9 protein-coding genes and 1 pseudogene are annotated in these 12235 nt (G+C 72.7%); 9 read left to right on the top strand and 1 reads right to left on the bottom strand.

Annotation, left to right across the window (positions count from 1 at the left end; translation table 11 throughout):
- Positions 1 to 25 precede the first annotated feature (25 nt).
- The 6 genes and pseudogenes from QQK22_RS12060 (at position 26) to QQK22_RS12035 (ending at position 5210) form a co-directional block, all read left to right on the top strand.
- Positions 26 to 1075 carry a D-ribose ABC transporter substrate-binding protein gene (locus QQK22_RS12060; RefSeq protein WP_284251170.1) on the top strand — a complete coding sequence of 350 codons (1050 nt, stop codon included), beginning with the start codon at positions 26 to 28 and terminating at the stop codon, positions 1073 to 1075.
- A 105-nt stretch (positions 1076 to 1180) separates the two neighbouring features.
- Positions 1181 to 2167: a TIM barrel protein gene (locus tag QQK22_RS12055; RefSeq protein WP_284251169.1), complete on the top strand. Its 987-nt coding sequence runs from the start codon at positions 1181 to 1183 to the stop codon at positions 2165 to 2167.
- 34 nt (positions 2168 to 2201) lie between these two features.
- Positions 2202 to 3017: pseudogene (locus QQK22_RS12050) on the top strand (transketolase); the annotation flags it as partial.
- A 118-nt stretch (positions 3018 to 3135) separates the two neighbouring features.
- Entirely contained in the window at positions 3136 to 4101 is a 966-nt protein-coding gene (locus tag QQK22_RS12045) for a transketolase family protein (protein WP_284251168.1), read from the top strand.
- 177 nt (positions 4102 to 4278) lie between these two features.
- Entirely contained in the window at positions 4279 to 4626 is a 348-nt protein-coding gene (locus tag QQK22_RS12040) for a sugar-binding transcriptional regulator (RefSeq protein WP_284252735.1), read from the top strand.
- On the top strand, positions 4569 to 5210 hold the full coding sequence (locus QQK22_RS12035) for a sugar-binding domain-containing protein (protein ID WP_284252733.1): 642 nt from the start codon (positions 4569 to 4571) through the stop codon (positions 5208 to 5210). Before QQK22_RS12040 ends, QQK22_RS12035 begins: the two co-directional genes overlap by 58 nt.
- A 15-nt stretch (positions 5211 to 5225) precedes the next feature.
- Here the strand turns inward: QQK22_RS12035 and QQK22_RS12030 are convergent, their stop codons facing one another.
- Positions 5226 to 8201 (bottom strand): glycoside hydrolase family 3 protein, encoded by a 2976-nt coding sequence (locus QQK22_RS12030; protein WP_284251167.1) that lies wholly within the window; start codon positions 8199 to 8201, stop codon positions 5226 to 5228.
- 290 nt (positions 8202 to 8491) lie between these two features.
- Between QQK22_RS12030 and QQK22_RS12025 the strand changes: the two genes are divergently transcribed.
- From QQK22_RS12025 to QQK22_RS12015, 3 genes are all read left to right on the top strand, one after another.
- Positions 8492 to 10180 carry a type 2 periplasmic-binding domain-containing protein gene (locus tag QQK22_RS12025; protein WP_284251166.1) on the top strand — a complete coding sequence of 563 codons (1689 nt, stop codon included), beginning with the start codon at positions 8492 to 8494 and terminating at the stop codon, positions 10178 to 10180.
- Between the two features lie 118 nt (positions 10181 to 10298).
- The gene (locus tag QQK22_RS12020; RefSeq protein WP_284251165.1) at positions 10299 to 11222 is read left to right on the top strand and encodes an ABC transporter permease; all 924 of its coding nucleotides are present in this window, start codon (positions 10299 to 10301) and stop codon (positions 11220 to 11222) included.
- Entirely contained in the window at positions 11219 to 12229 is a 1011-nt protein-coding gene (locus QQK22_RS12015) for a carbohydrate ABC transporter permease (protein WP_284251164.1), read from the top strand. Before QQK22_RS12020 ends, QQK22_RS12015 begins: the two co-directional genes overlap by 4 nt.
- Positions 12230 to 12235 lie beyond the last annotated feature (6 nt).

Genomic DNA, 12235 nt, shown 5'->3' with positions numbered 1-12235 from the left:
ACAGAATCACAGGAGGTATCAGGAGATGCGACGCACCATCCGCAAGGGCGCAGTGATCGCTGCGACCGTCTCGGCCATGCTGCTCGCCGCGTGCTCCGGCGGCGGCAGCGGCGAGGCCACCAGCTCGGCACCCGAGGACCCCTCGTCCAGCTCCAGCTCCAGCGCGAGCGAGAGCGAGACCACCGAGCCCGCGGCCACGGGTGAGGCGGGCGGCCTCATCGCCGTCATCACGCCGTCGAACTCGAACGTCTTCTTCAAGGCTGAGGCGGACGCCGCCGTCGCGGCCGCGGAGGAGCTGGGCTACGAGGCCCAGGCCGACAGCCACGACGACGACCCGAACAAGCAGAGCGAGCTCATCGACACGGCCATCTCCAACGGCGCCGTGGCGATCATCCTCGACAACGCGGGCGCCGACGTCACCGTCGGAGCCGTGCAGAAGGCCGAGGACGCCGGCATCCCGGTGTTCCTCATCGACCGCGAGATCAACGAGACGGGCATCGCCAAGTCCCAGATCGTCGCGAACAACTCCCAGGGCGCCGGCCTCGTGGGTGAGTCCTTCGTGGCCGCCATGGAGGGCGAGGGCACCTACATCGAGCTCCTCGGCCGCGAGACCGACACGAACGCCGCCGTCCGCTCGGACGCCTACCACGCCGTGATCGACCAGTACGAGGGCCTCGAGATGGTCGCGCAGGAGACGGCCAACTGGGACCAGCAGGAGGCGTTCACCAAGGTGCAGACGCTGCTCCAGGCGAACCCGGACGTCAAGGGCATCATCGCGGGCAACGACACCATGGCGCTCGGCGCCGTGGCCGCCGTCGACGCGGCCGGTCTGACCGGCCAGGTCACCATCGCCGGTTTCGACGGCAGCCCCGACGCCGTGCAGGCGATCAAGGACGGCAAGATGCTCGCCACCGGTCTCCAGCCGGCCGTGCAGATCGCCGAGATGGCCGTGGAGCAGGCCGACCTCTTCATCCGCACGGGTGAGACGGGTCAGCCGGAGAAGCAGTCGATCGACTGCGTGCTCCTGGACGCCAGCAACGTGGACCGCTACACCACCTTCGCGCTCGAGGACTGAGCGCACCCGGCACGGCGAGGACCCGGTGGCCCCGTCCGCCCGCTCGCGGGCGGGGCCACCCCGGGCACTGCTAGCATGAGAATGTCGAATCAGAACGGAATAGATATGACTACCCCTCGTTTCGGTGCGGGCCTGTGGCACTTCGCCAGCTACGTCGACCGCTACGCCACCGACGGATACGCCCCGCCCCTGACCACGCTGGAGCAGATCGACCTCGCCGGCAGCGTGGGTGACCTCTCCGTCGTCGACGTGCCCTACCCCTTCACCGAGGGCGTCACGGTCGCCGACGTGAAGGCCGCCCTGGAGCGGAACGGCCTCGAGGCCATCGGTGTCACACCCGAGATCTACATGCGCCGCTTCCGCTACGGGGCGTTCACCAACCCCGACGCCGAGATCCGCGCCGAGGCGCTCGCGGTCCTGAACGAGGCGGCCGACGTCGTGCGGCAGCTCGGGGCCTCCTACCTCAAGGTGTGGCCCGGCCAGGACGGGTGGGACTACCCCTTCCAGGTCGACCACAAGATGCAGTGGGACCTCGCGGTCTCGGGCATGCGCGAGCTCGCCCTGGCCAACCCCGACGTCCGCATGGTCATCGAGTACAAGCCCCGCGAGCCGCGCGGCCGCATGTTCTGGGACTCGGCCGCAAAGACCGCGCTCGGCATCAAGGCCATGGGTGTGGACAACGTCGGCGTGCTGCTCGACTTCGGGCACGCGCTGTTCGGCGGCGAGTCGCCGTCGGCGTCCGCGCAGCTCCTGATCGACCACGGGCTGCTGTGGGCGATGGACGTCAACGACAACTTCCGCGGCTGGGACGACGACCTCGTGGTCGGCACCGTCCACCCCGTGGAGGTCTTCGAGTTCTTCTACACCCTCAAGATCAACGAGTGGGAGGGCGTCTGGCAGCTCGACCAGTTCCCGTTCCGCGAGGACACGGTCGACGCCGCGCGCACCTCCATCCGCTTCCTCAAGGCCGTGCACCGCGCCCTCGAGGAGCTCGACATCACCGCACTGCGGCAGGCCCAGGCGAGCAACGACGCCATGGCCGCCCACCGCCTCGTCCAGGACGTCCTCCTGTCGAGCATGAGGAAGGACTGATGACCACCACCCCCTGGCCCCGCACGCGGGGCTCGTGCACGCCGTCGAGACCACGCTGCTCGCGGAGCCGGACCGCGAGATCGCGGTGCTCGGACGCGTGCCCGACGGCGCCACGCGCGCCGAGACGCTCGCCCACCTGCGGCGCGCGGCCACCGAGGTGCGCCGCCGCGCGATCCAGACGGTCGGCGCCGCGGGCGCCGGCCACATCGGCGGCGAGTTCTCGATCACCGACGCGCTCGTGACGCTCTACCTGTCGGTGATGAACATCAGCCCCGCGCAGGTCGAGGCCTGCGACGCCGACCGCGACCGCCTCGTGCTGTCCAAGGGGCACGCGGCGAACGCGCTGTACACGACGCTCGCCGTCGGCGGGTACATCGCCCCCGAGGCGCTGCGCACGTTCCTGCAGCCCGAGTCGATGCTGAACGGCCACCCGGCGCGCACGAAGATCCACGCCGTCGAGGCCAGCACCGGGCCGCTCGGGCACGGGCTGCCGATCGCCGTCGGGATGGCGCTGGCCGCCCGCCTGGACGGCAGCGAGCGCCGCACGTTCGTGCTGCTCGGCGACGGCGAGCTGCAGGAGGGCTCCAACTGGGAGGCGTTCATGACGGCGGGCCACCAGCGGCTCGACCGGCTCGTGGCCCTCGTGGACCGCAACCGCCTCCAGCAGGGGGCGCGGGTCGCGGACACCAACGACCTCGAACCGCTCGGCGACAAGCTGCGCGCGTTCGGGTGGGAGGTCGTGGAGGTCGACGGCAACGACGTCGGCGCCCTGCTGGACGCCTACGCGGGCGTGCCCGCCGCGTCCGGGCGGCCGACGTTCGTGCTCGCCCACACCGACAAGGGCCACCCGGTCAGCTTCATGCGCGACGACGTCGCCTGGCACCACAAGGTGCCGAGCGCCGCGCAGGTCGCGCAGGCCGTGGCCGAGCTCGACGACGTGCTCGCCGGCATCACCGAGGAGAGTCCGCATGACCACCACCGTCCCCGCCGTGCCCGCCGTTCCCGAGCGCACGCTGCACGACTGCCGCGACGCCTGGGCCGCCACGATCGCCGAGGTGGCGCGCGCGGACGAGCGCGTGGTCGTCGTCGTCAACGACTCGATCGGCTCCTCCAAGCTCGGCGGCTTCCAGAAGGAGTTCCCCGAGCGCACGATCAACGTCGGCATCGCCGAGCAGGACATGGTCGGGGTCGGCGCGGGGCTCGCGAACGGCGGCCGGATCCCGTTCGTCTCCGCGGCCGGGTGCTTCCTGACGGCGCGCGCGATGGAGCAGATCAAGGCCGACGTCGTCTACTCGCAGTACAACGTCAAGCTGGTCGGGCAGTCGCCCGGCGTCGCGTACGGCGACCTCGGGCCGACGCACCACTCGATCGAGGACTTCGCCTGGCTGCGGACGCTCCCGGGCCTGACGGTGCTCGCGCCGTCGGACCCGGAGGAGACGGCGCAGGCCGTGCGCTGGGCGGCGCAGCACGACGGACCCGTGTACCTGCGGGTGGCCCGCATGGGGGTGCCGGCGGTGCACGCGCCGGACTACACCTTCGTCCCGGGGCGGGCCGTCGTGCTGCGGAGGGGCGACGACGTCACCCTGGTCGCGACCGGCACCACCGTGGTGCGCGCGCTGGACGCCGCGGACCTCCTCGCGGCCGACGGCGTCGCCGCCCGCGTGCTCGCGATGCCCACGATCAAGCCGCTCGACGCCGACGCGATCGTCGCCGCCGCGCGCGAGACCCGGGGCATCGTGACGATCGAGGAGGCGATGGTGACCGGCCTCGGCGGCGCCGTGGCCGAGGTCGTGGTGGAGCGTCACCCCGCTCCGGTGCGCGCGCTCGGGTTCCGGGACGCCTTCGCGGTGACCGGGTCGGCCGAGTGGCTGCTGGACCACCACGGGATGAGTCCCGCCGGGATCGCGAGCACCGCGCGCGAGCTGGTGGGCTGAGGGGCCGCCAGTCCGACCACCGCCCGGTCGGACCCGTTCGAGATCGATACGATATTCACTCGGGTACCGGCCGGGCCCGGTCAGCAGGGGAGGACCACGGATGAGCGCAGGTGCACCGGGGCTGCCGGGGGCGGAGCGCAGCCCGTCTTCACCCACTCCGAGGACCAGCTCCGCCTGATGGCCCGGGTCGCCCGGATGTACCACTCGCGCGGGATGCGGCAGGCGGACATCGCCGCCGAGCTCCACGTCTCGCAGCCGCGTGTCTCCCGGCTGCTGAAGCGCGCCGTCGAGGTCGGGATCGTCCACACGATCGTCTCGCTCCCGCCGGGGGTCCACACGGACCTCGAGGAGGAGCTCGAGCGTGCCTACGGTCTCGAGCAGGCGGTGGTCGTCGACGCCGGCGGGGCGGGGAGGACGTCACGCCCGCGCTCGGTGCCGCGACGGCGGAGTACCTCGCCGCGACCCTCATCGGCGGCGACACCGTGGGGATGTCCTCGTGGTCGGCGTCGCTGCTGGCGGCGGTGAACGCGATGCGGCCCTTCCGCCAGCCGGTCGTGGACCAGGTGGTCCAGGTGGTCGGCGGCCTCGGCGAGCCCCGCGTGCAGATGCTCGCGGCCCGGCTGATCGGGCAGTTCGCGAGCAGCACCGGTGCCTCACCCGTCTTCATGCCGACGCCGGGGGTGCTCGGGTCGGCCAGCGCCCGCAACTCCCTCATGGCCGACTCGACCGTGACCTCGGTGATGAACGTCTGGCCGCGCCTGACCGTGGCGCTGGTCGGGATCGGATCGGTCGAACCCTCCGAGCTGCTGCGGATGAGCGGCAACGTCCTGGGGGAGAGCGACCGCGCGGCGCTCGCGGCCGCCGGCGCCGTCGGCGACATCTGCCTGCGGTTCTTCGACGCCGACGGCGCCCCCGTGGCCACCGGGCTCGACGAGCGCGTCATCGGCATCGCGGCCGAGCAGCTGCGCGAGGTCCCGCGCCGCGTCGGCGTCGCGGGCGGGGAGCGCAAGTACGCCGCGGTGCGCGGCGCGGTGCTCGGCGGCTGGGTCAACGTGCTGGTGACGGACACGACGACGGCGCAGCGCCTCGTGGCCGACCGCGCCGCCTGAGCGGCCTGGTGGGGCTCAGCGCTCCAGGTGGATCGCGGCGACGCGGGCGGCGCCCGTCAGGTGCAGCCGGAGGTCGACGTCGTCCAGCCCGCCCGGTCGGCCCGCGGGCGGAGCCACCAGCGGCAGCGCCAGCTCCTGCCACGCGTAGCGGTCCCCCTCGGGGACGGCGACCTCGGCGGTGAGTGCTCGCCAGTCGTGCTCACCGCCACCGGCTGCCCGCACCTCGAGACGGACCGTGCTCGGACCCCACGCGGGCAGCGCGCGCCGGGTGGCCTCGATGCCGACGGCCGTGACGTCGTCGAGGTCGAGGCCCCGGTAGAGCGTCCACGCCGCGCGCCCGGCGGCCGCCACCTCCACGCTCGACCCGTGCTCGCGCGTGCGGTCGGAGGTGACCACGCCCGCGTGCGCGTGGAAGGCGTGCGCGTCGATCCGGTCCGCTCGCGAGGGCGCGGGGCCGCCGCCGTCGCGCGCCTCGTGCACCACCAGCGGCGCGGTCACGGCGGGATCCGTCACCGAGCTGCCCGCCGCCAGGCGGTACACCCCCGGCTGCACCCGGTACGCGCCGGGGGTGGCGGGCGTCGCGGGGTCGCCGGGGCCGGCCGCGGCGGCCACGTCCCAGACGGCCAGGACGCCCAGCGGTACGCGCAGCGCGACCTCGCGGGTCTCCCCCGGGGCGAGCGCCACCCTGGTCCACGCGGCCAGCCGCCGCGCCGGGGCGGGCACGGGCAGCCGCGGGGCGTGCACCCACAGCGCCACGAGCTCGTCGACCGGGCGTTCGCCGGTGTTCGTCACGGTCACGACGGCGTCGAGTCCGGGCCGCCCGGAGGCGGCGGTCGCCGCGGCCTCGTCCGCCGCGGTGTGCCGCGTCGTCGCCGGGGGCGCCGTGACCTCGGCGCCGCCGTCCGCGCCGCCACCGGTGCCGTCCGCCGCCAGCGTCAGCCCGCGGTAGGCCACCCTCGTGTAGCTGCGCCCGTGGCCCAGGCCGTACAGCGGGGCGGCCGGGGCGTAGCGGTAGGTCTGCGCCGACCCGACGACGTCGTAGTCCAGCAGGTCGCCCGCGTCCACCTCGCGCGCCCACCACGTCTGCGCCAGGCGCCCCGAGGGCTCACGGTCCCCGCTCAGCACGTCCACCAGCCCGTGCCCGAGCTCCTGCCCGGCGTGGCTCGTCCAGACGACGGCGGCCGCGGACGCGGCCTCCTCCGCGATCGCGTACGGGTAGCTCGAGACCAGCGTCAGGACGGCGGGCGTGCCGCTCGCGACGGCGGTGCGCCAGATCTCGCGCGAGACCGGCGGCAGCAGCAGGTCGGGGCGGTCCTCGGTCTCCCGCCCGGCGATGTGCGGGTCGTTCCCGAGCGCGACGACGACGACGTCGGCCCCGTCGCACGCGGCCGCGACGGACGCCGCGCCCGAGGCGACCGTGTGGCGCGCGAACCGCTCCGCCGTCGTGGCGGTCCCGTCCGCGACGAGCAGGTGGGTGCCGTGCTGGACGCGCAGCCAGCGCCCGGACCCGACGTGCAGCACCGACACCGTGCCGTCGTGGTGCGTGTGCAGGCGGTAGGTCTCCTGCGCCACCCACCCGCCGACGCGCGTCGCGCTCGCCGCCTGGATCCACGAGGCGCCGCTGAGCAGGAGGTCGGTGGCGACCGCCCGCAGCGTCGAGACGCCGTCGCCCCAGTCGGTCACGTCCAGCTGCGTGCGCTCGTGCGGGGCGACCGCGGTCGCGGCCACCGCGCCGTCGGGAGCCACCTCGAGGTAGCGGTCGTGCGTGAGGGAGCGCAGGGCGACGCGGTCGGCGCCGTCGGCCACGCGCACGTCCGCCCCCGGGTGGCGCTCGCGCAGCGCCGCGGCGATCGAGACGGTGTAGGGCGGGGTGCCGGAGTACCAGTCGTGGAGCACGCGGTCGGCGAACGGGCCGACGACGGCGATGCGGGCGGGGTCGCGCAGCGGCAGGACACCGGCGTCGTCGGCCAGCACGACGACGCCGCGACCGGCGCTCTCGCGCGCCAGGGCGCGGTGCTGCGGCAGGTCGATCGCGTCGGGTCCGACGCCGTAGGGGTCGTGGCCCGCGAGCTCGCCGGTGCGCTCGCGCAGCTCCAGCACGCGCAGGAGGGCGCGGTCGACGTCCGCCTCCGTGATCAGCCCGGCCTCGAGGGCCGCGGTGAGGCGCTCGATCGTGGGCGCGGTGTCCTGCGAGTTGTCGGTGAACGAGTCGATCCCGGCTCGCAGCGCCGCCGCGTGCGAGGTGACGTGGTCGGGGAAGTACCGCTCGCCGTCGACGAGGTTCGACGGTGCCTGCGCGTCCGAGACCACGGCGATCGACGACGGCGCGAAGGACCGCAGCTCGTCCAGGAGCTCGGCCGCGACGTGGTTGGGCCGGCCGTTGACGAGGTTGTAGGAGGGCATGACGGCACCGACGACACCGGCCGCGAGCGGGCCGACGAACGCGGGCAGCTCCCACTCGCGCAGCGCCTGCGGCGGCAGGTGCGAGCTCGTGACGGCGCGGTCGGTCTCGTTGCCGTAGGCCAGGTAGTGCTTGAGCGTGGGAACGGTCTTCCACACCTCGGGGTGCTCGCCCCGCAGGCCGCGGCAGAACCCGGTGGCGAGCGAGGCGGTGAGGTCGGGGTCCTCGGCGTAGCCCTCCTCGGTGCGGCCCCAGAGCGGGTGCCGCAGCGTGTTCACCACCGGGGCCCACACGTTGAGGCTGACCGCCGGGTCCTGGGCGTGCTTCGCGCGCACCTCGGTCGCGACGGCGTCGCCCACCGCCCGCAGGAGGTCGGGGTCCCACGTGGCGGCGAGGCCCACCGGCTGCGGGAAGACGGTCGCGGTGCCCAGCCACGACAGCCCGTGCAGGGCCTCGGTGCCGGTGTGGAAGGTCGCCAGGCCGAGGCGCTCGACGGCGGGCGCGTGCTGGTGCAGCATCGCGACCTTCTCGGCCAGGTCGAGGGCGGCGAGGACCTCGGCGGCGGTGCGGGCGCGGTGCGGGGCGGTCATGTGACTCCTTCGTCGACGGCGGGGTGCCTGCGACCATCGTTCCTCGAATCGGTTCGATGAGCAACACGACGGATCGTGCAGGTCCCCAGCGATGGCGCGGGGCGGGATTCCCGTGTGATCGTGCGCCAAAGCTTCTGCTCCGTCGACATCTTGACGCGTTTGTGACCGGAAGGGCTTGCGGAGCGGGGGCGCACCTCCTACGGTGAGGCGAAGCGCTTCGACGATGGACGTCGACCGCGGACCACCGAGGCGGGGCACGGACGCCCCTCTCCAGACCGGGAGCTACGCCGATGAAGACGATCGTCCCCACCGCTGTCCCCGACGCCGCACCGCGACGTCGACGGGCCGTCACCACCACCGTCGCGGCCGCCGCTGTCGTCGCCGTCCTGGCCGCCTGCGGCGGCGGTGGCGCCGGGGCGGGTGGAGGGTCCGGCGACGGCGAGACCCTCTACGCGCTCTCGGCCGACAACACCCCGAACTACGTGCCGCTCAACCTCGTGGAGCCCGACCTCCCCGGTGTCGACGGTTCGGTCGACGGCTTCCTGAGCATCCCCGACCCGCTGGTCCGCTCGTTCGACGCGCCGCCGGGCAGCGGGGGCACCTACACGGCGATGACGCCGCTGTGGGGCACGATCCCGCCGACCGAGGGCAACGCGTACTTCGACGCCGTGAACGAGGCGATGGGGACGACGCTGACCTTCCAGATCTCCGACGGCAACACCTACGGCGACAAGCTCGCGGCGGTCCTGTCCTCGCCCCAGGACGTCGCGGACTGGGTGAGCATCCCGACGTGGAACGAGCCGCCGCGCTTCGGGCAGGCGGTCGAGCAGATCTTCCAGGACCTGAGCCCGCAGCTCGCGGGCGACGCCGTCGAGAAGTACCCGAACCTGGCCAACATCCCGACCGAGGCGTGGCAGGCGTGCTCCTGGAACGGCAAGGTCTACGGGCTGCCGTTTCCGCAGGAGGTCGGCCTCACCGACTTCGCCATGTACCGCGACGACATGCTCCCCGACGCGGCGCTCCCGACGAACGCCGACGAGCTGCTGACGTTCGTCGAGGACGCCGGCGGCGACGGCGCCTGGGGCACGAACGACCTCTGGGCCACCGCGACGGTGATCCACGGGGTCCTCCCGGCGAACGGCTGGGAGCTCGGCGAGGACGGCGCCCTCGTGCACCGCGTGGAGACGCAGGAGTACCGCGACGCGCTCGAGTGGATGACGAAGCTGTACGCCTCCGGCGCCGTCCACCCCGACGCCGTCGCCGACAACCAGGGCGACGCCGGAACGCGGTTCGAGTCGGGTCAGGTCGCCGTCACCTCCAGCGGCCTCGGCTACTGGCACGAGGCGCTGACGCGCAACCGCGCCGCTGACCCCGACTTCAGCATGGACGTCCTGCCGGTGTTCGCGGCCGACGGCGGCGAGCCCGTCATCTACAAGCCGAGCGGCGCGAACATCTGCTCGTACATCAAGAAGAACGACGACCCGGCGGCGATCGACGAGCTGCTCGCCGCCGCCGACTTCCTCGCCTCGCCGTTCGGCACCGAGGAGTACCAGCTGATCAACTACGGCGTGGAGGGCGTGCACTACGACCTCGACGCCGACGGTCTGCCGGTCGCCACGACGCTCGCGCAGCGCGAGGTCCAGCCCTCCTACATCTTCTTGGTCGACCCGCCGGTCGTGAACGCCAAGGTCAACCTCCCCGACTACGTCGAGCGCCAGACCGCGTGGTCCGCGACCAACGCCGCCTACGTCGTCGAGCCGCTCTTCTACGGCCAGAACATCACGGAGCCGAACCAGTTCGCGTCGCTCGGTCAGCCGTTCGACGACCTGGAGAAGGACATCGCGCGCGGGCGGGCCGACATGGCCGACCTGGACGCGGCGATCGAGACGTGGCGGAGCTCGGGCGGCGAGGAGCTGCGGGCCTTCTACACGGAGATCTACGAGGCGCAGCAGGACGGCGGGGAGAGCACGGGCTCATGACCGTCCAGGCGAGCGGCGCGCCGGCCCCGGGGACCACCTCCCCGGGGCCGGTGGGGAGGACGGCGGGCGCGGCGCCCGTCGTGGTGGGCGCGCGCCGCGCCCGACCCACCACAACGGCGTGCCGCTGAACCGGATCACGTGGCGCGACCGGCTGCGCCGGGACCGGAGCCTGCTGCTGATGACGCTGCCGGCCGTGGGGCTGCTGGTGGTGTTCGCCTACGTGCCGATGCTCGGCAACGTCATCGCGTGGCAGGACTACTCCCCGTACGTCGGGATCACCAACAGCCCGTTCGTGGGGTGGGACAACTTCGTGCGGGTGTTCAACAACCCGCAGTTCCTGCACGCGGTCGGCAACACGCTGCTGATCACGGGCTTCCAGCTGGTGTTCTTCTTCCCGATCCCGATCGTGCTGGCGCTGCTGCTCAACAGCGTGGTGACGCCGACGATCCGCACCACGATCCAGTCGATCATCTACCTGCCGCACTTCTTCTCGTGGGTGCTGGTGGTGACGATCTTCCAGCAGATCTTCGGCGGCGCGGGGCTGGTCAACCGGTTGCTGGCCCAGGGTGGCTTCAGCGGGTTCGACCTCATGACGAACCCGGACACGTTCCTGCTCCTCATCACCTCGCAGGCGGTCTGGAAGGACGCGGGCTGGGGCATCATCATCTTCCTCGCGGCGCTGGCCACGGTGGACCCGGCCCACTACGAGGCCTCGGCGATGGACGGCGCGGGCCGCTGGCGCCGGATGTGGCACATCACGCTGCCGGCGATCCGGCCGGTGATCATCCTGCTGCTGATCCTGCGGCTGGGCGACGCGCTGACGGTCGGGTTCGAGCAGCTGATCCTGCAGCGCGGCGCCGTGGGCGCCGGGGTCGCCGAGGTCATCGACACCTACGTGTACTACCAGGGTGTCGTCAACGGGGACTGGGCCTTCGCCGCGGCGGCGGGTCTGGTCAAGGGGCTGGTGTCCCTGGCGCTGGTGCTGGGTGCCAACAAGCTCGCGCACGTGTTCGGTGAGGACGGGGTGTACAGGAAGTCATGAGTATCCAGACAGACGTGGGCCAGGGACCGCTGAGCCGTCCCGACGCCGTCCCCGTACCCGCACCCGAGCGCGCGGCGCGCCGCGACCCCGCGCCGCGCCGACGGCGGGTCAGCCGGCACCGCAACGCGTGGGAGGGCCGCCCCTCCCCGCTGGGTCAGGGCGTCAAGGCGCTGGTCCTGACGATCGTCGTACTGATCGTGCTGGTCCCGCTCTACACGGTCGTGCTGACCTCGTTCTCCACGACCGCGGACGTCAACCGCTCGGGCGGGATGGTCCTGATCCCGGGGGACCTGACGATCGCGGCCTACGCGCAGATCCTGTCCGGCGGGATCGTGACCCGCGCGGCCGGGGTCAGCGTGGTCGTCACCACCGTCGGGACGATCCTGTCGACCGTCGTCTCGGTGCTGGCCGCCTACGGCCTGTCCCGGCCGGGGTCGCTGCTGCACCGTCCGATCCTGTTCGTCTTCCTGATCACGATGTTCTTCGGGGCCGGCATGATCCCGACCTACCTCCTGGTCAGCAACCTCGGCCTGATCGACAACCTGTGGGCGCTGATCCTGCCCGGTGCGGTCTCGGCCTTCAACGTCCTGATCCTGCGGTCCTTCTTCATGGGCATCGACCCGGCCATCACCGAGGCCGCCCGGATCGACGGCGCGGGCGACTGGCGCATCCTGGGCCGGATCATGATGCCGATGTCGACGGCGGTGACCGCGGTGGTCGCGCTGTTCTACGGCGTGGGCTACTTCAACGCCTTCTTCAACGCGATGCTCTACATCAACGACAACACCCTGTGGCCGCTGCAGCTCGTCCTGCGCAGCTACGTCCTGCAGGGGGTCACGCTGCCGGGCAGCGGCACCGGCCAGGTCGACGTCGCCACCGGGGCCGTGACCGGCCTCCCGGTCAAGATGGCGATCATGGTCCTGGCGCTGATCCCGATCCTTCTCGTCTACCCCTTCGTCCAGCGCCACTTCACCAAGGGCGTCATCTTCGGCGCCGTCAAGGGGTAGCGGTCA

It is taken from the genome of Litorihabitans aurantiacus, from assembly GCF_030161595.1.
Lineage (GTDB): Bacteria > Actinomycetota > Actinomycetes > Actinomycetales > Beutenbergiaceae > Litorihabitans > Litorihabitans aurantiacus.
Note: the sequence above shows the minus strand (reverse complement) of the source record. Positions and strands in the feature narration are given on the sequence as shown.